At 62.5% G+C, this 22,044-nt stretch carries 21 protein-coding genes; 10 read left to right on the top strand and 11 right to left on the bottom strand.

Annotated elements, in window-relative coordinates; genetic code table 11:
• Positions 1–2: 2 nt before the first annotated feature.
• Together OO258_RS20875 and OO258_RS20870 are read left to right on the top strand one after the other, a co-directional pair.
• Positions 3–299, top strand: coding sequence for a DUF1244 domain-containing protein (locus OO258_RS20875; protein WP_146230333.1), 297 nt, complete (start codon positions 3–5; stop codon positions 297–299).
• Complete coding sequence (locus tag OO258_RS20870; RefSeq protein ID WP_266032272.1) at positions 292–633, top strand: HopJ type III effector protein; 342 nt, start codon at positions 292–294, stop codon at positions 631–633. Before OO258_RS20875 ends, OO258_RS20870 begins: the two co-directional genes overlap by 8 nt.
• Positions 634–677: 44 nt before the next feature.
• On the opposite strand, the gene OO258_RS20865 is transcribed toward OO258_RS20870, so the two are convergent.
• Both OO258_RS20865 and fabV read right to left on the bottom strand, forming a co-directional pair.
• Entirely contained in the window at positions 678–1,586 is a 909-nt protein-coding gene (locus OO258_RS20865) for an alpha/beta fold hydrolase (protein ID WP_266032271.1), read from the bottom strand.
• Between the two features lie 104 nt (positions 1,587–1,690).
• Positions 1,691–2,902 carry an enoyl-ACP reductase FabV gene (fabV, locus tag OO258_RS20860; RefSeq protein WP_003251642.1) on the bottom strand — a complete coding sequence of 404 codons (1,212 nt, stop codon included), beginning with the start codon at positions 2,900–2,902 and terminating at the stop codon, positions 1,691–1,693.
• Positions 2,903–3,235: 333 nt separating this feature from the next.
• Here fabV and OO258_RS20855 point away from each other — a divergent pair, with 333 nt between their 5' ends.
• Complete coding sequence (locus OO258_RS20855) at positions 3,236–4,414, top strand: acetyl-CoA C-acetyltransferase (RefSeq protein WP_266032270.1); 1,179 nt, start codon at positions 3,236–3,238, stop codon at positions 4,412–4,414.
• Between the two features lie 83 nt (positions 4,415–4,497).
• On the opposite strand, the gene OO258_RS20850 is transcribed toward OO258_RS20855, so the two are convergent.
• Positions 4,498–5,322, bottom strand: coding sequence for a 5-methyltetrahydropteroyltriglutamate--homocysteine methyltransferase (locus tag OO258_RS20850; protein WP_266032269.1), 825 nt, complete (start codon positions 5,320–5,322; stop codon positions 4,498–4,500).
• Positions 5,323–5,593: 271 nt separating this feature from the next.
• Between OO258_RS20850 and OO258_RS20845 the strand changes: the two genes are divergently transcribed.
• Positions 5,594–7,081 (top strand): methylenetetrahydrofolate reductase C-terminal domain-containing protein, encoded by a 1,488-nt coding sequence (locus tag OO258_RS20845; RefSeq protein WP_266032268.1) that lies wholly within the window; start codon positions 5,594–5,596, stop codon positions 7,079–7,081.
• Here OO258_RS20845 and yjiA read toward each other — a convergent pair.
• The 3 genes from yjiA to OO258_RS20830 all read right to left on the bottom strand — a co-directional run bounded on the left by yjiA (position 7,041) and on the right by OO258_RS20830 (position 10,443).
• Complete coding sequence (gene yjiA, locus OO258_RS20840) at positions 7,041–8,018, bottom strand: GTPase (RefSeq protein WP_266032267.1); 978 nt, start codon at positions 8,016–8,018, stop codon at positions 7,041–7,043. The genes OO258_RS20845 and yjiA overlap by 41 nt on opposite strands.
• A 147-nt stretch (positions 8,019–8,165) precedes the next feature.
• Positions 8,166–8,363 (bottom strand): YbdD/YjiX family protein, encoded by a 198-nt coding sequence (locus tag OO258_RS20835; protein ID WP_266032266.1) that lies wholly within the window; start codon positions 8,361–8,363, stop codon positions 8,166–8,168.
• A gap of 13 nt (positions 8,364–8,376) precedes the next feature.
• Positions 8,377–10,443, bottom strand: coding sequence for a carbon starvation CstA family protein (locus OO258_RS20830; RefSeq protein WP_266032265.1), 2,067 nt, complete (start codon positions 10,441–10,443; stop codon positions 8,377–8,379).
• A 166-nt stretch (positions 10,444–10,609) separates the two neighbouring features.
• On the opposite strand from OO258_RS20830, the gene OO258_RS20825 reads away from it, so the two are divergent.
• Both OO258_RS20825 and OO258_RS20820 read left to right on the top strand, forming a co-directional pair.
• Entirely contained in the window at positions 10,610–10,972 is a 363-nt protein-coding gene (locus tag OO258_RS20825; RefSeq protein ID WP_266032264.1) for a PilZ domain-containing protein, read from the top strand.
• 263 nt (positions 10,973–11,235) lie between these two features.
• Complete coding sequence (locus tag OO258_RS20820; protein ID WP_110742512.1) at positions 11,236–12,753, top strand: nucleobase:cation symporter-2 family protein; 1,518 nt, start codon at positions 11,236–11,238, stop codon at positions 12,751–12,753.
• Between the two features lie 35 nt (positions 12,754–12,788).
• Here the strand turns inward: OO258_RS20820 and radA are convergent, their stop codons facing one another.
• Positions 12,789–14,159 (bottom strand): DNA repair protein RadA, encoded by a 1,371-nt coding sequence (radA, locus tag OO258_RS20815; RefSeq protein WP_110742511.1) that lies wholly within the window; start codon positions 14,157–14,159, stop codon positions 12,789–12,791.
• Positions 14,160–14,335: 176 nt separating this feature from the next.
• On the opposite strand from radA, the gene mscL reads away from it, so the two are divergent.
• Complete coding sequence (mscL, locus tag OO258_RS20810) at positions 14,336–14,755, top strand: large-conductance mechanosensitive channel protein MscL (protein WP_266032263.1); 420 nt, start codon at positions 14,336–14,338, stop codon at positions 14,753–14,755.
• Positions 14,756–14,788: 33 nt separating this feature from the next.
• Here the strand turns inward: mscL and OO258_RS20805 are convergent, their stop codons facing one another.
• Entirely contained in the window at positions 14,789–15,565 is a 777-nt protein-coding gene (locus OO258_RS20805; protein WP_266032262.1) for a ferredoxin--NADP reductase, read from the bottom strand.
• Positions 15,566–15,779: 214 nt separating this feature from the next.
• Here OO258_RS20805 and OO258_RS20800 point away from each other — a divergent pair, with 214 nt between their 5' ends.
• Both OO258_RS20800 and OO258_RS20795 read left to right on the top strand, forming a co-directional pair.
• Complete coding sequence (locus OO258_RS20800) at positions 15,780–16,487, top strand: autoinducer binding domain-containing protein (protein ID WP_266032261.1); 708 nt, start codon at positions 15,780–15,782, stop codon at positions 16,485–16,487.
• Positions 16,488–16,583: 96 nt separating this feature from the next.
• On the top strand, positions 16,584–17,708 hold the full coding sequence (locus tag OO258_RS20795; RefSeq protein ID WP_266032260.1) for a methyltransferase: 1,125 nt from the start codon (positions 16,584–16,586) through the stop codon (positions 17,706–17,708).
• 119 nt (positions 17,709–17,827) lie between these two features.
• On the opposite strand, the gene OO258_RS20790 is transcribed toward OO258_RS20795, so the two are convergent.
• Genes OO258_RS20790 through OO258_RS20780 form a run of 3 tightly spaced genes read right to left on the bottom strand, consistent with a single transcriptional unit; the run spans position 17,828 to position 20,440 of the window.
• On the bottom strand, positions 17,828–17,983 hold the full coding sequence (locus tag OO258_RS20790) for a DUF2474 domain-containing protein (protein ID WP_016489104.1): 156 nt from the start codon (positions 17,981–17,983) through the stop codon (positions 17,828–17,830).
• Positions 17,984–17,992: 9 nt separating this feature from the next.
• Positions 17,993–19,000 carry a cytochrome d ubiquinol oxidase subunit II gene (gene cydB, locus OO258_RS20785; protein ID WP_266032259.1) on the bottom strand — a complete coding sequence of 336 codons (1,008 nt, stop codon included), beginning with the start codon at positions 18,998–19,000 and terminating at the stop codon, positions 17,993–17,995.
• A 3-nt stretch (positions 19,001–19,003) separates the two neighbouring features.
• Positions 19,004–20,440 carry a cytochrome ubiquinol oxidase subunit I gene (locus OO258_RS20780; protein WP_266032258.1) on the bottom strand — a complete coding sequence of 479 codons (1,437 nt, stop codon included), beginning with the start codon at positions 20,438–20,440 and terminating at the stop codon, positions 19,004–19,006.
• A gap of 346 nt (positions 20,441–20,786) precedes the next feature.
• Here OO258_RS20780 and OO258_RS20775 point away from each other — a divergent pair, with 346 nt between their 5' ends.
• A complete protein-coding gene (locus OO258_RS20775; RefSeq protein ID WP_110742504.1) occupies positions 20,787–22,007 on the top strand; it encodes an MFS transporter in 1,221 nt (406 codons plus the stop codon).
• Positions 22,008–22,044 lie beyond the last annotated feature (37 nt).

Below are 22,044 nucleotides of genomic sequence, written 5' to 3'. Positions count from 1 at the left end.
CCATGACGCCACAGCAACAACTCGAACTCGAGGCCGCCGCGTTCCGGCGCCTGGTCGACCACCTGCAAAAGCGCACCGACGTACAGAACATCGACCTGATGAACCTGTCCGGTTTCTGCCGCAACTGCCTGTCCAAGTGGTACAAGGCAGCGGCTGACGAGCGCCAGCTCGACCTGAGCCTGGATGACGCCCGTGAAGCGGTGTACGGCATGCCTTACGCCGAGTGGAAAGCCCAATACCAGAAAGAAGCCAGCGCCGAGCAGCAAGCGGCGTTCGAAAAAGGAAAACCTCGTGACTGATCTGAACACCCTGCGCGCCAGCCTGGCCAGCGGCCAACATGCATTCGCCGACACCTTGGCGTTCATTGCCGACCACTACAGCTACCAGCCGCAAGCCTTCAACAATGGCGGCGTGGAAAATGCGGCCGGGCAGAACGAGGGGTCGTGCAAGACCCTGGGCCTGGCGTTGCTGGAAGGGCTAAGCGACAAGGAAGCGCTGCTGGCTTTTGGCGAGCATTACCGTGATGTGCTGGCCACGCCTGAGGGCAGTGACCATGGCAATATCCGTGCGCTGATCAAGCATGGGCTGGCCGGGGTGAAGTTCACCGCGCAGCCGCTTTCGCGCAAGGCTTGAGATGGCCGGGGCCGCCTTGCGGCCCCGCACTATCGAACCCCGCATCACTCCAGGAGGGTTCCCGGCCCCCCGCCCTGCACCCGGCCCCGCTGCAACCACTGCAACGTCACCGGCCACAAACTCTCGCGAAACCGGTCATGGAAGAACGCGAAATGGCCAATTTCCCCAACCGAGATATCCACAGGTGCAATCCGCAGGTGCCGCCGCTCGGTCCCCTGTAGATAACCCAGCAAACGCTCGGTCGCTTCCACCGTGCCAAAGGGGTCGTCGGTCAGGCTGATGGCCAGCGTCGCCGCCCGTACCTGGGCGAACGGGAGTACTGCCAGCGCGCGACCGCTGGGACGCTGTTCATAACGCGGTGTACGGGTGGTCCAGTCACGCACCACGCCGGATGGCGTGTCTTCCAGCCAACCCAGGCGCTTGCCGGGGAAGTAGCCAAACACCCAGTTCAGCAGCGGCATCACCACATGCCATTTGCCAACTAGCCGCCAGCGCTGGTCGGGTGCGTAATCGCGCCAGTAGGCAAACTGCGCGCCTACCATCACCACACGCCGCACCTGGCCGGCCGACGGTGCCAGGCCAACCGCGCAACCTCCAAAACTGTGCCCCACCACATCCACCGGCTGCCCAGGGAAGTGCTCAGCCGCGTGCGCCAGCATCGCCTCGAAATCGAGCCGGCCCCAGTCGCTCCACGAGGCCTGGAAGCCGCGCAGCGAAGCCGGTCGGGACTCACCGATACCACGGTAGTCGTAGGTCAGCACATCGCAGCCGTGGGCGAACAAGTAGTCGGCAAAACGGGAGTAGTAGCGGCAGCGTACCGAAGTGGCAGCGTTGATGATCACCAGCGGGCGCTGGGGGTCAGGTTGGGCATGGCGCCAGACGAAGCCACCGAGGCTGTAACCGTCGGCCGCAGGGTGGCGAAATGGGGTAGCGGGTTGGGTGAGGCTACTCATGGCGCATTTCCTGTCGTTGTGCGCCAAAACTAGCAAAGATTTTGTCGCCTGTACCGGTCTCTTCACGGGCTTGCCCGCGAAGAGGCCGGTACAGGCTGACCCGATTACAGCTCGACGCAGTCGAACTTCACATCGGTAGCCACGTCTTCGTCGTAGTTGACGTCAGCGCGCTCGAAACCGAACAGGTTGAGGAACTGCTTCTTGTAGCCGGCGTAGTCGGTCAGCTCGAACAGGTTCTCGGTGGTCACCTGTGGCCACAGGGCCTTGCAGGCATTCTGCACGTCGTCGCGCAGTTCCCAGTCGTCCAGGCGCAGGCGCCCCTTCTCGTCGACCTCTGCCGGCGCACCGTCGGTACGGTACATACGGTCGCGGTACATGCGGTCGAGCTGGTCCTGGGTGCCTTCGTGAACACCTTTCTCCTGCATGATCTTGAAGACCATCGACAGGTACAATGGCATCACCGGAATGGCCGAGCTGGCCTGGGTAACCACCGACTTGAGCACCGCCACATTGGCGCCGCCTTTCACTTCACCGGCCAGCTTCTGGTTCAGACGCAGGGCGGTTTCGTCCAGGTCCTGCTTGGCCTGGCCCAGTGCACCGTGCCAGTAGATCGGCCAGGTGATATCGCTGCCGATGTAGCTGAACGCCACGGTACGGGCGCCTTCGGCCAGCACGTTGGCGCCGGCCAGGGCGTCGATCCACAGCTGCCAGTCCTGGCCCCCCATCACGGTGACGGTATCGGCGATTTCCTGTTCGGTGGCCGGCTCGATGCTGGCCTCGATGATGGTGTCCTTGTTGGTGTCGATGGCGGTCGACTTGTACGGCTGGCCGATCGGCTTCAGTGCCGAGCGGATCACTTCACCGGTTTGTGGCAGCTTGCGCACTGGCGAGGCCAGCGAGTAGATGACCAGGTCGACCTTGCCGCCCATTTCGTTCTTGATCAGCTCGATGACCTTGGCGCGGGCCTCGTCGGAGAACGCGTCGCCGTTGATCGACTTGCTGTACAGGCCTTCGGCCTTGGCAAACTTGTCGAAGGCCGCAGCGTTGTACCAGCCAGCGGTGCCGGCCTTGGTCTCGGTGCCTGGCTTTTCGAAGAACACGCCCAGGGTGTCGGCCTTGAAGCCGAACGCTGCGGTGATGCGGGCTGCCAGGCCGTAGCCGCTGGAAGCACCGATGACCAGGACCTTCTTCGGGCCATCCTCGCGCACGCCCAGCTTGCGGGTGGCTTCGATCTGGTCACGGACGTTGAGCTCGCAGCCCTTCGGGTGAGTCGTGGTGCAGATGAAACCGCGAACCTTAGGATGAATGATGGCCAATGTCTGTACCTCGTCAGGTTTATGCCGGGGAAGCGCCGCTCGAGGGCGATTCCTGTTGATCAGAGGGTGAGACTACCCCCGCAGGTTATCCGACACATATTACGGGGTGATCATGGGGATGCAAAACTGTGGCGTGCCTGCGCAGGCCTGTCGGCGGTCGAGCCCGCGCCAACCGCCGCACTCAACCCGTCAAGATTTCGCAGCAAGATCCCCTGGCCGAACCGCGCGCATTCATTTGCTTTTCACATCAACCGTAAAGAAAAACAAACTTAACAAATAAGCCAAAGCCGCCGATGCTTGGGGCACTACGCCCATTGCCCGGAGAACAACAACATGAACGACGTGGTCATCGTCGCCGCAACCCGTACCGCCATCGGCAGCTTCCAGGGCGCCCTGGCCACTGTGCCTGCGGTCGACCTCGGCGCCGCCGTGATCAAGCGCCTGCTGGAGCAGACCGGGCTGGACCCGGCGCAGGTCGACGAAGTCATCCTCGGCCAGGTGCTTACCGCCGGCGCCGGGCAGAATCCGGCCCGCCAGGCCGCGATCAAGGCCGGCCTGCCCTTCAGCGTCCCTGCCCTGACGTTGAACAAAGTCTGCGGTTCGGGCCTCAAGGCCCTGCACCTGGCAGCCCAGGCCATCCGCTGCGGTGACGCCGAAGTGGTGATTGCCGGCGGCCAGGAGAATATGAGCCTGGCCCCCTACGTGATGCCCTCGGCCCGTACCGGCCAGCGCATGGGCCATGGCCAGCTGATCGACAGCATGATCACCGATGGCCTGTGGGATGCCTTCAACGATTACCACATGGGCATCACTGCCGAAAACCTGGTGGACAAGTACGGCCTTGACCGTGAACAGCAGGACGCCTTCGCCGCCGAATCGCAACGCAAGGCGGTGGCAGCGATCGAGGCTGGCCGCTTCGATGCGGAAATCACCCCTATCGTGCTGCCACAGAAAAAGGGTGAGCCGAAAGTCTTCGACCGGGACGAGCAGCCGCGCCCCGATACCACCGCCGAATCGCTGGGCAAGCTGCGCCCGGCGTTCAAGAAGGACGGCAGTGTTACCGCTGGCAACGCCTCCAGCCTGAACGACGGCGCTGCCGCCGTGCTACTGATGAGCGCCGCCAAGGCCAAGGCCCTGGGCCTTCCGGTGCTGGCGAAGATCGCCGCCTATGCCAGCGCCGGGGTAGACCCGGCAATCATGGGCATCGGCCCGGTTTCGGCGACCCAGCGCTGCCTGGACAAGGCCGGTTGGCAGTTGAATGACCTGGACCTGATCGAAGCCAACGAGGCCTTTGCCGCGCAGGCCCTGGCGGTGGGCAAGGCGTTGGAATGGGATGCAGCACGGGTCAACGTGAATGGCGGGGCGATTGCCTTGGGCCACCCGATTGGCGCTTCCGGGTGCCGGGTGCTGGTGACGTTGCTGCACGAGATGATCAAGCGCGATGCCAAAAAAGGCCTGGCGACCTTGTGCATCGGTGGTGGGCAAGGTGTGGCGTTGGCCATCGAGCGCTGATGTAGTCCAGCACACCCAGCGCCTTCACGGGTGAACCCGCTCCCGCGGGCCCCGCGAAGTGCGCCGGTACAGCCAGCACAGGATCAGGCCGCAGCGCGGTACTGCCCGAGCGAAGCGGCCAGCATCACCACTTCCTGGCACTTCTGCACAGCGAGGTCCAGCGGGCTTTCCAGCAACGAACAGGCCGGCGCCAACCACAGCCGCTCACCCAGGCGCTCGTCGGCCTCATGCAGCAGCCCCAGCATCTTGTCCAGGTCGCACGGCGAGGCATCGCGGCCGTCGACCAGGCCCAGCGACAGCACCTTGTAAGCAGGCAAACGGTCGAGAATGCTCTGATACTGCTCAGGTGCCTGCACCAGATCAATGTGAAGGCCATCGACCGGCAGGTTGGCGGCCAGGCCGAGGTTGCCATCGAGGCCACCCGAATAGGTCGCGATCAGCTTCTTCAACGGTGCGCGCTGAAGGATGTTATAGACGCGCTCAAAGGCATTCTTCCAGTCTTGCGGCAGTTCCCGGGCGAGGATCGGTTCGTCGATCTGCACCCATTCAACGCCCTGGGCAGCCAGGCGATTGAGGACCTCGTCATACAACGGCAGAAGGCGCTCGAGCAGCTCCAGCCTGTCGAAGTCACCGCCCAGGGCCTGGCCCTGCCACAGGTAGGTCAATGGGCCGATAATCACCGGCTTGACCGCATGGCCCAGGGCCTTGGCGTGTTCCACTTCTTCGAACAGTGGCCCCCAGTCCAGGGCGAACGGCTGGTCGCCTGTAATCAGCACGTGGTCGTTCTGGGCGAAGTCGCCGACTGGCAGCAGGTGGATACCGACGTCTTTCTGCACTTGCCAGTGGCGGGCCCGCAGTTCGCGGTCACCGCTAATACGTGGAAAGCCCAGGTTATGTGCCAGTGCCATGTCTTGTCCCTTCAGCATGCTCGAAATAATGAAAGGATTGTCCGGCTGATGAGGGTATTGAGACAAACTCATAAAATTTGAGATGAACTCAAGAAATTCTCATGATCAAGTATGTGCATGGGCTGTACCGGCCATTTCGTGGCGGTTCGACGCCTGCCCGAGTACGGCACAACCGATGTCTCGTTCAGAGCAACACCCTGCGCATCGGGACATGACCTCGCCCGCCATCTGCCGCACAATGCCACCCTGACCAAACCAGGTGCCCGGCCTCATGAGCCTGCTGAAAACCGCGCTGCGCGAACAGAACTTCGTCTGTGTCATGGAGTTCGTCCCTAAAGCCTCCGCAGAACGCTTCACCGCCATGCAAGCGATCATGGCCCGCGGGCACCTGTGCGGCTGGCCAATGACCGTGGCCATCGGCGACCGCGTCGGCAGCCCGCTGGACATGTCGCCGCTGGACGCCCTCGCCGCGTTCGACACCCCCGTGCCTGCGCTGCCGCATTTTTCCGGCAAGGACCGCGAACGCCATCACTTGCTCGCCCAACTGCAACACATGGACGCCGCCGGCCTCGACCAGTTGTTGCTGCTGACCGGCGATCGCCTGCCAGGGCATGAGCCTGGCCAGCGCCCCGTGCGCTATCTGGAGTCGGTGGCGGCCCTGCAGATTGCCCGCCAGGCCTGCCCACACTGGTTGCTGGGCGCGGCGCTGAACCCGTTCAAGTACCACGAGGAAGAAGGCGGCGCGCAATACTTCAAGGCCGAGAAAAAGCTGGCTGCAGGGGCCGACTTCCTCACCCTGCAACTGGGCTTCGACGCAGCAAAGCACCAGGAAGCCATGCACTGGATGCGCCGCCAGGCCGCGCCCAGGCCCATGCTGGCCTGCCTCATGAGCCTGACCCACGGCAGAGCGGCAATGCTCGACCACGTGGCTGGCGTTACCGTGACACCCTCCATGCGCGAAATGCTCGAAGCAGAAACGGCGCAGTCCAAGGCCTTTGCCCTGGCGCGCAGCGTTGACCGCCTGGCCTTGCAGATCATTGGCACGAAACTGATGGGCTACGCCGGTGTGCACCTGTCAGGTATCCACGGGCTGCAACAACTGCTTGCCCTGGAGGAGCGGCTTGAGCACTGGCAAGCGCAGGTTCACACGCTGGAACAATGGGTACCCGCCTGGCATGCCAGCTGGCAGATGCCCGGCCTGCCGGCGGTAACCTTCCATCCGCCCCAGGCGAACTGGCGCGACGGCGAATCACGGGTCGATGCCTCCTTCAAGGAGAAAACCCGTTATCACCTGATGCATGGCATGCATGCACTGCTGTTCAGCCGCCGCAACAGCCTGAGCAAGGCGTTCGGCTGGGCGGTGCGCCAGCCAGTGTGGGCTACCCGGGTTGGCGCACACGTGCTGCACACACTGGAGCGCAGCGTGAAGCGCCCGTTGGCAGGGTGTGATACCTGCGGCCACTGCCGCCTGGAAGACACCCTGTATATCTGCCCGGAAACCTGCCCCAAGGGCCTGGCCAACGGCCCTTGCGGGGGTACCGCGCTGAACCGCTGCGAGTTTGGCGACCGCGAGTGCATCCACAGCATCAAGTACCGCACCGCCAAGGCCGTGGGGCAAACCGCCATTCTGACCGAGCGGCTGATCCCGTGCATCGAGGTGGAGACCCGCCACCGCAGCTCATGGCCGCAATGGTTCGCCCCGCAAACCCCGCGCCGGGTCAGTCCGCAGCCAGCGCCTCGAACCCAGCCTGAATCTTAGCCTCGGGCAGGTCATCGGCAATGAATACCATCACGCTTTCGCGGGTTTCACCTTCGGCCCACTCGGCGTCCCAGTCAAAACCGTAGAGCTTGAGCACCCCCTGGAACACCAGCTTGCGCTCCTCGCCGGCAATGTTCAGTACGCCCTTGTAGCGCAGCAGCTGTTTGCCGTGGGTTTCCAGCAGCTCGTTCATGAAGCTGCTGAGGCGGTCGATGTCCAGGGCGGTTTCCGTGCGCAGCACCATGGTGCCGATACGGTCCGGGGTCGCGGGCTTGAGCACCGGGCGCAGCTGGGGTTTCAGGTTTGCGCCCAGATCCGGGTTGAGGTTGAAACCGCGCACATCCAGTAGTTCTGCCAGATCGATGCAGCCGTGTTCAACCACACGGACAGCCGCCCGGCCATTGATGCGGGCCAAGCGTTCGCGCAGGGCCTCGACAGCAGCCGGCTCGACCAGGTCGGTCTTGCTCAGCAGCAGGCGGTCAGCAAAGCCGACCTGGGCCTGGGCAATGGTTTGGGTCAGGTGCAACTCGGCATGCATGGCATCGACCAACGTGATGATGCCATCGAGGATATAGCGATCACGCAGCTCCTCGTCGATGAAAAAGGTTTGTGCCACCGGCGCCGGGTCGGCCAGCCCAGTGCATTCGATCACCAGGCGGTCGAAGGCGATTTCACCAGCATCCAGGCGCTCGAGCAGCAGGTACAGGGCGCGGGTCAGGTCACCGTGGATGCTGCAGCACACGCAGCCGTTGGCCAGGGTCATTACCTGCACCGGCTGGTCACCCAGCAGCTGGCTGTCGATGCCGGCTTCGCTGAATTCGTTTTCGATCACGGCCAGTTTCAGGCCGTGCTCGGCCTTCAGCATGTGCTTGAGCAAGGTGGTCTTGCCAGCGCCAAGGAAGCCTGTGAGTACGGTTACGGGAATAGGCGTCTGCACGCAGAACATCTCCTGTGCGGAAAAAACACGGGCCTCATCGCCGGCAAGCCAGCTCCCCGCAGGTACTGCACGAACCTTGCGGTTCGTGGGTGCCTGCGGGGAGCTGGTTTACTGGCGATGAGGCCGGTACAGGTTAACGCTTAAGGCTCAGCAGCACTTCGGCCCGGACTTGCCACCGTATCGCGCCTCCTGACGTTCGCGGAAAAACGCCTCGTACGTCATGACCGGCTTGTCCGGGTGCGTCTTCTGCATGTGCTCGACGTAGTTGTCGTAGTCGGGCATGCCGACCATCAGGCGGGCTGCCTGCCCCAGGTATTTACCCAGTCGACCCAGGTCGTTGAACATCGCTGCAGTCCTCTCAAGCGTCAGGCAGTGCCTGGAACGGGGTTTCCTTGTCGCTGCGCTCCTTGCGGCCCAGGGCGGCGTAGCCGACCTTGAGGGCAAAGAACAGCACGCTGAACACCACCAGCAGGAACAGGATGGTCAGGCCAGCATTGGTGTAGGCGTTGAAGATAACGTGCTGCATCTGCCCGATATCCTTGGCCGGGGCCAGTACCTGCCCGGCGTCCAGGGCGGTGCTGTATTTCTTGGCCAACGCCAGGAAACCAACAGCCGGGTTCGGGTCGAACAGCTTGATCAGGCCCGCCGCCGTGGTGCAGATCAGCAGCCAGGCTGCCGGCACCAGGGTGACCCAGATATAGCGCTCGCGCTTCATCTTGATCAGGACCACGGTGCCCAGCATCAGGGCAATACCCGCCAGCATCTGGTTGGAGATACCGAACAGCGGCCACAGGGTGTTGATGCCACCCAGCGGGTCGATTACGCCTTGGTACAGCAGGTAACCCCACAGCGCCACGCAACCGCCGGTGGCCAGCAGGTTGGCACCCCACGATTCGGTGCGTTTCAGGGCCGGCACGAAGCTGCCCAGCAGGTCCTGCAGCATGAAGCGCCCGGCACGGGTACCGGCGTCTACCGCTGTGAGGATGAACAGCGCCTCGAACAGGATCGCGAAGTGATACCAGAATGCCATGGTGTTTTCACCCGGCAGCACCTGGTGCAGGATCTGCGCAATACCTACCGCCAGGGTCGGTGCACCACCGGCACGGGCCAGAATGGTGTGCTCGCCGATGTCGCGGGCGACCGCCTCCAGTTGCTCGGGGGTGATCAGGAAGCCCCAACTGCTTACCGTCTGAGCCACCGACGCAACGTCGGCGCCAACCACGGCCGCCGGGCTGTTCATGGCGAAGTACACACCCGGCTCGATCACCGAGGCCGCAACCATGGCCATGATGGCGACGAACGATTCCATCAGCATGCCGCCATAGCCGATGTAGCGGGCGTTGGTTTCGTTGTCCAGCAACTTGGGCGTGGTGCCCGAGGAAATCAGCGCGTGGAAGCCGGATACCGCACCACAGGCAATGGTGATGAACAGGAACGGGAACAGAGTGCCCTTCCACACCGGGCCGGTGCCGTCGGTGAACTGGGTCAGCGCCGGCATTTTCAGCTCGGGCATGGTCACCAGGATGCCAATGGCAAGGGCGATGATGGTACCGATCTTGAGGAAGGTCGACAGGTAGTCACGCGGCGCAAGTACCAGCCATACCGGCAACACTGCAGCGACGAAACCGTAGCCGACCAGCATCCAGGTGATCTGCACACCCGTGAAGGTGAACGCCGGGCCCCACACCGGATCTGCAGCAATCTGGCCCCCCAGCCAGATCGAAGCCAGCAGCAGCACCACGCCGATGATCGAGATCTCGCCGATGCGGCCTGGGCGGATGTAGCGCATGTAGACGCCCATGAACATCGCGATCGGGATGGTCGCCATCACCGTGAACATGCCCCATGGGCTTTCGGCGAGAGCCTTGACCACGATCAACGCCAACACCGCCAGGATGATGATCATGATCAGGAAGCAGCCGAACAGGGCGATGGTGCCCGGAATGCGGCCCATCTCTTCGCGCACCATGTCGCCCAGCGAGCGGCCATTGCGGCGGGTAGACAGGAACAGGACCATGAAGTCCTGTACCGCACCGGCCAGCACCACGCCGGCGATCAGCCACAGCGTGCCGGGCAGGTAGCCCATTTGCGCGGCGAGCACCGGGCCCACCAGGGGACCAGCGCCAGCGATGGCGGCGAAGTGGTGACCGAAAAGAATGTGTTTGTTGGTCGGGACGTAGTCCAGGCCATCATTGTTGAGCACCGCCGGGGTGGCACGGCGCGGGTCGAGTTGCATCACTTTGGTGGCGATGAACAGGCTGTAGTAGCGATAGGCGACCAGGTAGATGGCCACTGCCGCGACCACGATCCACAAGGCGTTGATCGCCTCGCCGCGACGCAGGGCAACCACACCCAACGCGCATGCGCCTATGACTGCCAGCGCCAGCCACGGAATGTGGCGTAGCAGGCTATTATTGTTGTTCATGGTTAGCTTCCAGCTGGTGGATTGGAAAGACCGCCCACCGAGTCTAGGGCCAGTCAAGCGGCATTGCCATACTTGCTTTGGTCTAGAGCCTCTGCGGCCAGATTGCTGTACCTGATGCACATACCCATCTAACTATAGTCAGGATGTCACCCGAGGGCCCTACGCCATGAGCGATCACGACGAACGCCGCCGTTTCCAGCGAATCGACTTCGACGCCCCTACCGAACTTCGCCAAGGCATCAAACGCTGGCCTGCCACGTTGCTGGACTTGTCACTCAAGGGCTTGCTGGTAGAGCGACCGGAAAAATGGGACGCCGACCTGACTCAGGACTTCGACGCGATCATCCATCTGGACTCGCACACCCAGGTGAAAATGCAAGTCGAACTGCGCCACGAAGAAGAAGACCGGCTGGGTTTCATTTGCCTGTACATCGACATCGAATCGATGTGCCATTTGCACCGTCTTGTGGAATTGAACGTGGCCGACAGCACCGAAATGATGCGTGAACTGCGTCAACTCATCGAATAATGAAATCTCTTAGCTAGCTAATAGCTTCCCCACCCGGTGTTTCTTGTCTACCCAGACAGCTTTAAGGCTGGGTAGCAGAACTTTGTACACACCCCTTTAGTACAGCTTATGACGAGTTGGTACGGCTTCTGCATTGGGTTTTCGCACCCCGTGCAAGCGTTTCTGTGCGCGCTCCAATCAAAATATTGTATACAATTTTTGTGGCAATGATTTGTAGGAAGTGTCTACAGTAGCGGCACAACAATAAACAGAGAGCCTGCTCCATGACTACGTCCCCTAGCACGTCTCCCGCCCAGCGCCCCGAGGACGAAAACCTCGGGTTGGGTGCCAACCTGGCCTATGGTCTGCAGCATGTGCTGACCATGTATGGCGGGATCGTTGCGGTACCCCTGATCCTGGGCCAGGCCGCTGGCCTGAACGGCGCTGAAATTGGCATGCTGATCGCCGCCTCGCTGTTTGCCGGTGGCTTGGCCACCTTGCTGCAAACCCTCGGCCTGCCGTTCTTTGGTTGCCAGTTGCCGCTGGTGCAGGGCGTATCGTTCGCCGGTGTGGCGACCATGGGGGCCATCCTCAGCAGCGAGGGCGGCGGCGGCTTGCCGGGCGTGCTCGGTGCGGTCATGGCGGCATCGCTGATCGGCTTCCTGATCACCCCGGTGTTCTCGCGCATCACCAAGTTCTTCCCACCGCTGGTGACCGGCATTGTCATCACCACCATCGGCCTGACCCTGATGCCGGTAGCTGCCCGCTGGGTGATGGGCGGCAACAGCGCTTCGCCCGAGTTCGGCAGCGTGGCCAACATCGGCCTGGCGGCACTGACCTTCGCCATCGTGCTACTGCTGAGCAAACTCGGCAGCGCGACCATCTCGCGCCTGTCGATCCTGCTGGCCATGGTGGTCGGCACGCTGATCGCCTGGGCGCTGGGCATGGCTGACTTCAGCAAGGTCACTGAAGGCCCGATGTTCGCCTTCCCTACGCCGTTCCACTTCGGCATGCCGGAATTCCATATCGCCGCGATCCTGTCGATGTGCATCGTGATCATGGTGACCCTGGTGGAAACTTCGGCCGACATCCTCGCCGTAGGTGAAATCATCGATACCAAGGTCGACTCCAAGCGCCTGGGCAACGGCCTGCGCGCCGACATGGCATCGAGCATCCTGGCACCGATCTTCGGCTCGTTCACCCAAAGCGCATTCGCCCAGAACGTCGGCCTGGTGGCCGTGACTGGCGTCAAGAGCCGCTACGTGGTGGCCACCGGTGGCGTCATCCTGGTGGTGCTCGGCCTGCTGCCGATCATGGGCCGGGTGATTGCTGCCGTGCCGACCCCGGTGCTGGGCGGCGCCGGCATCGTGCTGTTCGGAACCGTAGCGGCCAGTGGTATCCGTACCCTGTCCAAGGTCAGCTACAAGAACAACGTCAACCTGATCATCGTCGCGGCCTCGCTGGGCTTTGGCATGATCCCGATTGCCGCACCGACCTTCTACCACCACTTCCCGAACTGGTTCGAGACCATCTTCCACTCGGGCATCAGCTCGGCAGCGATCATGGCCATTCTGCTGAACCTGATCTTCAACCACTTCACCACCGGCAACTCGGAAAACCAGTCGGTGTTCGCTGCAGCCTACGAGCGCACTATCCAGTATTCGGACATTTCCGCGCTGCGAGATGGCGACTACTTCAAGGATGGCAAGCTGTTCGATGCCGAAGGTAATGAAGTGCCGATGCTGGAACTGGACGAGCACGGTAATGAAACGGTCAGGCGCACGGCGGTGGCCGAGCACTGACCGCCAGCAGGAGCGAGCTTGCTCGCTCCTGCTCACTATTCGAACAATGCGTCCAGCGCCTGTTCCAGCCGTGTCACGGCTATCACCTGCAACCCCGCCGGCGCCTCTTTTGGCGCGTTGCCCTTGGGCACGATCGCCCGCTTGAAGCCATGTTTGGCTGCTTCCTTCAAACGCTCCTGCCCACTAGGCACTGGCCGCACTTCACCCGACAGGCCGATCTCGCCAAATACCAGCAGCCCATGGGCCAACGGCCGGTTGCGCAAGCTGGACATCACCGCCGCCAGCAGCGCCAGGTCCGAAGCTGTTTCCAGCACCTTCACCCCGCCGACCACGTTGAGGAACACGTCCTGGTCATGGGTCGGAATACCACCATGGCGGTGCAGCACCGCCAGCAGCATGGCCAGGCGGTTCTGGTCCAGGCCCAGGGTCACCCGGCGCGGGTTGGCCAGGTGGCTGTCGTCGACCAGCGCCTGCACCTCGACCAGCATCGGCCGCGTGCCCTCCCACGTTGCCATCACCACACTGCCGGGCACCTCTTCCTGGGTACGGTTGAGGAAGATCGCCGAGGGGTTGGACACCTCTTTCAGGCCACGGTCGGTCATGCCGAACACGCCCAGTTCGTTAACCGCGCCAAAACGGTTCTTCACCGCCCGCAGCAGGCGCAGACGGCCATCGGACTCGCCTTCGAAATACAGCACGGTATCGACCATGTGCTCCAGCACCCGCGGGCCGGCCAGCGAGCCTTCCTTGGTCACGTGGCCGACCAGAAATATCGCCGTACCGCTCTGCTTGGCGTAACGCACCAGCAATGCCGTGCTTTCGCGCACCTGGGCCACGCCGCCGGGGGCCGATTGCAATTGCTCGGTGAAAATGGTCTGGATCGAGTCGATCACCATTACCCGCGGTTTTTCGACCCGCGCCGTGGCAATGATGGTCTCGATGCAGGTTTCGGTCATCACCTTGAGCTTGTCCTGCGGCAGGCCCAAGCGCCGCGAGCGCATGGCGACCTGCTGCTGCGACTCTTCACCGGTGACATACAGCGCCGGCATGCCCACCGCGATATTGCACAAGGTCTGCAGCAGGATGGTCGACTTGCCGATGCCGGGGTCGCCGCCGATCAGCACCACCGAACCATCCACCAGGCCGCCGCCTAGCACGCGGTCCAGCTCGGTGCTGCTGGTGGTGAAACGCGGGATTTCCTCGACACTGACCTCGGCCAGGGTCTTGATCTGCGCCTGCTGCCCGGTCCAGCCGGCGCGGCCGCTACTGGGCGCCGCGGCACCGCCGCTTTCGATCATGGTTTCGACCAGGGTGTTCCAGGCCCCGCATTCGCCGCACTGGCCGGCCCATTTGGGGAAGGTCGCGCCGCACTCGGTGCAGCCATACAAGCGCTTGGCCTTGGCCATGGGTGGGGTCTCCTGGAAAAAACCGCCATGATAGCCGAGCAGGACGTGTCTCGAACGCATCGGGATGCGACAAAACTATTCGTTCTAACTACAGTCACTACCCCTGAACACAGCGCATGAAGCGTTCTAGTGGCTTACACTGCGTTAACCTTACCTTTTGTTACAAGGATCTAAACATGGGCATGCTCAATGAGTTCAAGGCCTTCGCGGTCAAAGGCAATGTCGTCGACATGGCGGTTGGTATCATCATCGGCGCGGCCTTCGGCAAGATCGTCTCGTCCTTCGTCGGCGACGTGATCATGCCGCCACTGGGCCTGCTGATCGGGGGCGTGGACTTCAGCGACCTGGCCATTACCCTGAAGGCAGCCCAAGGTGATGTGCCGGCGGTGATGCTGGCGTATGGCAAGTTCATCCAGACCGTGATCGACTTCGTGATCGTGGCCTTTGCCATCTTCATGGGGGTGAAGGTGATCAACCGCCTGAAACGTGAGGAGGCCGTGGCGCCGACTGCACCGCCGGTACCTTCTGCCGAAGAAACCTTGCTGACCGAAATTCGCGACTTGCTCAAGACGCAGAACCAGAACCGCTTGCCTTGAGCATGCCGGGGCTGCCTGGCAGCCCCACTGGCTTTACCAGTAATTCTCTACAGCCACCTGCCCCGGTCGCTTGCTCAGGCTCAGTTGAAGGTCACGCGCCTTCAACACCTTGCGCGTCTCGTCGATCATTTCCGGGTTACCGCAGAGCATCACCCGCGAATGCTCGGGCGAAAATTCCAGACCCGCAGCCTTCTCCAGCTCGCCATTCTCGATCAAGGTGGTAATGCGCTGGTTCAACGCCCCCGGGTGCTGCTCGCGGGTCACCACCGGGATGAACTGCAGCTTGCCGGCAAATTCAGCCAGGTAATCGCGCTGCTCAAGCCCGGCGATTTCTTCCCCATAGGCCAGTTCCTGGGCTTCACGCACCGAATACACCAGCTTGATATTGTCGAAGCGCTCCCAGGCCTCGAAGTCCTGCAAAATCGACATGAACGGGGCAATCCCGGTACCGGTAGCCAGCAGCCACAAGTCGCGTCCACCGACAAACCGGTCGAGGGTGAGAAAGCCGAAGGCCTGGCGGTCGATCAGCAAGGTATCGCCCGCACCCAGCCGGCTCAGTTCACTGGTGAACTCGCCGCCTGGCACCACGATGGAGAAGAAGTCGAGGTGCTCGTCATGCGGCGCGCTGACCATGGAATAGGCGCGCCACACCACGCTGCCGTCAGCCTTGGCCACGCCCAGGCGGGCAAACTGGCCGGAACGGAAGCGGAACCCGGCATCGCGCGTAACCCGCAGGCTGAAGAGGTTCGGCGTCAGTGGCTGAACATCGAGCAGGGTCTGGCGGGTGAATTTTTCGGCGCTAGCGGTCATAGGGGGCTCCAGGTTTGGCGTGTGCACAGTGTCGCTTAAAGTGGCCCGGATAAAAACCATCGCTTTGTAGGGCCACATTGAGGGTGATTGTGCCGAAGTCGCAGAAAAACATGACCGCTATAACAAAAAAATCCCAACGCCATGGTAGGTCTTTTCCTACAATGACCCGGGTACTCAAACGGATTGGATCCTGTAACCCTAAGGAGTGTTTCAGATGCTTCACTGGAAACCTGAGCATCTACATGCGTTTGTCAGCGAACGCAGCCCGCGGAAGCTGTTCGACATCGCAGTGCACCTGGCACAGGACCTGGGCATGGATTACCTCGGGTTGAACATTCGCATCCAGATCGCCACGCAGACGCCCAGGGTCTACCTGTACAGCAACTACCCAGATGAATGGATCGAGCGTTACCAGCGCGACGAGTTCTACAAGCAGGACCCGGCCGCCAATGTCAGCCATACCTCGACCATGCCAGTACTCTGGACTGACGACCTGTATCGCGAAGCCCCGCACTATCGTGAAGCGGCTTGCCGGCATGGCCTGCGTCATGGCTGGACACAGTCACTGCACGACCTGCAGCACAACGAAAGCCAGATCAGCGTGGCCCGCCCTGTCGGCGACATCAGCATCAACGAACTTTACGACAAAGCCGGCAGCGTGCAGTGGCTGTGCCACACCCTGCATTCCGTGCTGGGCGAACACCACCTGAGCGCGCTGTGCCCACCGCAGCCGAAAATGAGCGAGCGCGAACTGGAAGTGCTGAAATGGTCGGCCGCCGGTAAGACCGCTGCCGATGTTGCCTGCATATTGTCGTTGTCGCAAAGCACGGTGAACTTCCATATCCGCAGCGTCATCACCAAGACCAACGCCGCCAACAAGGCCGGCGCCATCGCTATCGCCGCCCTGCGTGGCTGGATCTGACCTTCAAACCTGCGACCTTGGGCAAAGCCCTGTAGAATCGCCCGGCAAAGCCCGGGGCGAACCGCAACGGGCAGTTTCATACCCGAGCCAGACGCCATGCCCCTGTTGACCACCCCCTACGCCGAACTCGACCTGATCCGCCAGCCGGAGCAGGCCAACGACCCGCTGCAGGCTTTTGATGCCGCCGACGAGTACCTGCTTGCGCAGTTGCACGAACAGGCACCTGCCGAAAACTGCCGGGTACTGGTGCTCAACGACAGTTTCGGTGCCTTGGCCGCCAGCCTGGCTGGCAAGCTGCAGGTGGTCAGCAGTGGCGATTCGCATCTGGCGCACCTGGCCCTGGAAAAGAACCTGGCGCGCAATGGCCTGCCGTTCGACAGTGTTCCGTTCGTGACGGCCAGCGAACATTGGCAAGGCCCGTTTGACCGGGTGCTGGTACGTGTGCCCAAGACCCTGGCCCTGCTCGAAGAGCAACTGATTCGCCTGCAGGGGCACCTCGCACCCGGTGCGCAGGTGATTGCCGGGGCAATGATCAAGCACCTGCCTCGTGCAGCCGGTGAGCTGATGGAAAAGTACATCGGCCCGGTACAGGCCTCGCTGGCGCAGAAAAAGGCCCGCTTACTCACCGCTACGGTGGCCGAACGGCCTGCCACCCGCTCCCCCTATCCCAGCCGCTACCGCCTCGACGTGCCGGCGCTGGAGTTGATCAACCATGCCAACGTGTTCTGCCGTGAGGGCCTGGATATCGGTACCCGGGCATTCCTGCCGCACCTGCCACGCGACCTTGGCCGTGCGCGGGTAGCCGACCTGGGCTGTGGCAACGGTGTGCTGGCGATTGCAAGCGCACTGGCCAACCCCGATGCCGAGTACACCTTGGTTGACGAATCGTACATGGCGGTGCAATCGGCGCGGGAGAACTGGCAAGCTGCACTGGGTGAACGCCCGGCGGTTTTCGAGGCGGCCGATGGCTTGGCCGGGGTCGAAAAGCAGTCGCTGGACGTTGTGTTGTGCAACCCGCCGTTCCACCAGCAGCAGGTAGTGGGCGATTTTCTCGCCTGGCGCATGTTCCAGCAGGCGCGCGAAGCGCTGGTGGTGGGTGGGGCGCTGTATATCGTGGGTAACCGCCACCTGGGCTACCACAGCAAGCTGGCGCGGTTGTTCCGTGGGGTTGAACAGGTAGCAGCTACGCCCAAGTTCGTCATCCTGAAAGCCCGCAAGTAGGCGCCCTAGGCTCAAGCTGTGGGAGCGGGCTTGTCCCGCGAACTGGACACCGCGGTGACTGTCACCGGCTTCGCCGGTGTTCGCGGGGCAAGCCCGCTCCCACAAAGACTCCGCTTTTCTTAATGGGTGGTAAGGCCAGCAGCCCCCATGAACAGCCGCATCACCCAGGCCGCCACCCCCAGCGCTGCAACACTCATCGCCCAGATCAGCACCAGCCAACCCAGCCGCTGCCACAGTGGCTTCTTCTCTTCCAAGCCATGCTTGCCAGTCATCATGGGGCCCTCCTAGTGATAGCCGTCTTCGTGGGTCACCTTGCCGCGGAACACGTAGTAGCTCCAGAAGGTATACATGAGGATGAACGGCAGGATGAACAGCGTGCCCACCAGCATGAAGCCCTGGCTCTGCGGTGGCGATGCGGCATCCCAGATCGAGATCGACGGCGGAATGATGTTCGGCCACAGGCTGATGCCCAGGCCGCTATAGCCAAGGAAGATAAGCACCAGGGTGAGCAGGAATGGCGTGTAGTGCGCATTGCGCGCCACCGCCTTCAGTAACCCGTAGAAAGTCACCAGCACCAGCAGCGGCACCGGCATGAACCACAGCAGGTTGGGCATGCTGAACCAGCGGTCGGCGATCTGCGGGTAGGCAATGGGCGTCCACAGGCTGACGATACCGATCACTGCCAGCAGCACCAGCGCCAGTGGCCGGGCAATGTCGTGCATCGTTTTCTGCAGCGACCCTTCGGTTTTCATGATCAGCCAGGTGCAACCCAGCAAGGTGTAGGCCACGATCAGCCCCAGCCCGCTGAACAGGCTGAACGGGGTCAGCCAGTCGAGCGTGCCACCGGCGAAATGCCGGTCGACCACCTTGAAGCCCTCCAGGAAGGCGCCCAGTGCCACGCCCTGGAAGAAGGTGGCAATCAGCGAACCCCAGATGAACGCCTTGTCCCAGATATGCCGCTTCTCGGCGGTGGCCTTGAAGCGGAACTCGAAGGCCACGCCGCGGAAAATCAGACCAATGAGCATCAGGATCAACGGCAGGTAAAGCGCTTCGAGCACCACCGAATAGGCCATCGGAAACGCCCCGAACAGCCCCGCCCCACCCAGTACCAGCCAGGTTTCATTGCCGTCCCACACCGGGGCGACGGTGTTCATCATCACATCACGGTCATGCTCGCCCTTGACGAACGGGAAGAGCATGCCGATCCCCAAGTCGAAACCATCCATCACCACGTACATCATGACGCCGAAGATGATGATCACGGCCCAGATCAGCGGAAGGTCGATACCCATGGCTCAGTTCCCCTTGTTCAGGCTGACGGTGTTGGCCTCGTGGCCATCATCGGCGGCGGACAGCGGCCGCGCCGGGGTGCGTTTGGTGCCAGGGCCACCGGGGTTGGTCTCGTCCCCCTCACCGGTCTGCGGGCCTTTGCGCACCAGGCGCATCATGTAACCAAGGCCAGTGCCGAACAGCGCGAAGTACACCACCACGAAGGCTACCAAGGTAAAACCGAGCTGGGCGTAACTGTGGTTGGACACACCGTCGGCGGTGCGCATCAGGCCGTACACCACCCACGGCTGGCGGCCGATTTCGGTGGTGAACCAGCCGGCCAGCACTGCGACCAACCCGGAGGGCCCCATCCACAGCGCCACATGCAGGAACGGCCGAGAGCTGTAGAGCGTGCCGCGCTTGCGCAGCCACAGGCTCCAAAGGCCCACGAAGATCATCAGGAAGCCGAGGCCGACCATGACCCGGAACGACCAGAACACAATGGTTGAGTTGGGTCGGTCTTCAGGCGGGAACTCCTTCATCGCCGGGACCTGTTTGTCCAGGCTGTGGGTCAGGATCAGGCTGCCCAGCGCCGGAATTTCGACCTTGAAGCGGGTAGTCTCGGCCTTCATGTCGGGGATGCCGAACAGGATCAGCGGGGTCGGCTCGCCGGGCACGTTTTCCCAGTGCCCTTCGATCGCCGCAATTTTCACCGGTTGGTGCTTGAGCGTATTGAGCCCGTGGAAATCGCCGATCACAGCCTGGATAGGGGCGACGATCAGCGCCATCCACATGGCCATCGACAGCATCTTGCGCACTGCCGGGTTATCCCGCCCACGCAGCAGGTGCCAGGCCGCCGAGGCACCGACGAAGAACGCGGTCGAAACGAACGCAGCCGTGGCCATATGCATCAGGCGGTAGGGGAACGAGGGGTTGAACACCACTGCCAGCCAGTCCACCGGTACCACCCGGCCATCGATGATCTCGTGGCCTTGCGGGGTTTGCATCCAGCTGTTGGAGGCCAGAATCCAGAACGTCGAGACCAACGTGCCGAGTGCCACCATTACCGTGGAGAAGAAGTGCAGGCCACGGCCGACACGGTTCCAGCCGAACAGCATGACCCCCAGGAAACCGGCCTCGAGGAAGAAGGCGGTGAGGACTTCGTAGGTAAGCAATGGGCCGGTGACGGCGCCGGCAAAATCGGAGAAGCGGCTCCAGTTGGTGCCGAATTGATACGCCATGACCAAGCCCGAGACCACGCCCATGCCGAAGTTGACGGCGAAGATCTTCGACCAGAAATGGTAGAGGTCACGATAGACCTGGTTGTGGGTCCGCAGCCAAAGGCCTTCGAGGACTGCCAGGTAACTGGCCAAACCAATGGTGATGGCCGGGAACAGGATGTGGAACGACACGGTAAAGGCAAACTGCATTCGGGCGAGCTCTAAAGCCTCTATTCCGAACATGGTGCTTCCTCTTCAGATAATCCGGCGTCTGGGCTTGTGGCCCCGTCGCCCACTGCCCCCACTTGGTCGAGCACGGCGCGTTGGAATTGTTCTGTTCGATCGCAGGGATTCCGGCCCATAGGGCCAACTCGTTAGCTCTGGAACGATTGACCCAGATCAACGACTGCTAGGAAGCATAGTCCCGAATGGCCAGATGGGCCGTGCGGTTGATTGCCGCGTGACCGGTTGCCCCACCCTCTATCGTGCCGCGTTGAAAGCTGCCGATTCGGGCAAACAGTAACCGCTTGTTACAAACAGATGATACGCTGCGCCCCCTCCTCTACTGCGCCGAGGCCCTTGGTTTCCGATGTCCGATTCCGCACCGCAGTTGTTGCGTCACCACCGCCCTTTCCTGGCTTTCTGGCTGGCCCGTGTGTTCACCGCCAGCGGTTTTCAGATGCTCACCGTGGCCATTGGCTGGCATCTCTACCAGTTGACCGGCAACGTGCTGGACCTGGGCCTGGTCGGCCTGGTCGAATTCGCCCCACGGGTGCTGTTCATGCTGCACACCGGGCATGTCGCCGACCGCTATGACCGGCGCAAGGTCGCCGCCGTGTGCCAGAGCCTGCAGGGGCTGATTGCCCTGGCGCTGGCCGTGGGCAGCGCCACCGACAACGTCACCCGCGAGCTGATTTTCGCGTTGGCCTTCGTGCTCGGCGCGACGCGCTCGTTCGAAATGCCCGCGACCCAGGCACTGTTGCCCAATGTGGTGCCGCCCAGTCTGTTCCCCCGGGCAGTGGCGGCGTCGGCGTCGGCCACGCAGTCGGCGACCATCGTCGCGCCAGCGGTGGGTGGCTTCTTGTATGCCTTCGGCAGCATCTGGGTATACGGCCCCACCGTGGCCCTGTACGCCATCGCCTGCGTACTGACACTGAGCCTGCAGGCGCGCGGCCAGGTCGCCCAGCGCGGGCGCGCCAGCATCGAGTCGCTGCTGGCGGGCATCCGCTTCATCCGCAGCCGCCCCGACATCCTCGGCGCCATTTCGCTGGACCTGTTCGCCGTGCTGCTGGGCGGCGCCACGGCGTTGCTGCCGGTATTCGCCAAGGACATTCTGCTGACCGGCCCGATGGGCCTCGGCCTGCTGCGCTCGGCACCAGCGGTGGGCGCGTTGCTGATGTCACTGTGGCTGGCGCGCTTCCCGTTCGAGCGCAACGTCGGGCGCACCATGTTCACCGCCGTAGGCATTTTCGGTGTGGCAACCATTGCCTTCGGCCTGTCGACCTCGTTCTGGTTCTCGCTGGCGGTGCTGGTGGTGCTGGGCGCGGCAGACATGATCAGCATGGTCATTCGCAGTTCATTCGTGCAGCTGGAAACGCCCGATGAAATGCGCGGGCGCGTGAGCGCGGTGAACGGGCTGTTCATTGGTGCTTCAAACCAGCTCGGTGAGTTCGAATCCGGGGTGACGGCGCACTGGTTTGGCACAGTGCCAGCGGTAGTGATGGGTGGGGTGGGCACGTTGGTGGTGACCGGGGTGTGGATAAAGCTATTCCCCACACTGGCCAAGCGGGACCGGTTGCATAACGGCTGATGGGTTGCCTGTTGTGGCGCGATCGCCTGCACAGGCT

This window comes from Pseudomonas sp. DCB_BI (genome assembly GCF_026240995.1).
GTDB lineage: Bacteria > Pseudomonadota > Gammaproteobacteria > Pseudomonadales > Pseudomonadaceae > Aquipseudomonas.
This window is presented reverse-complemented; position numbering and strand designations above follow the sequence as displayed.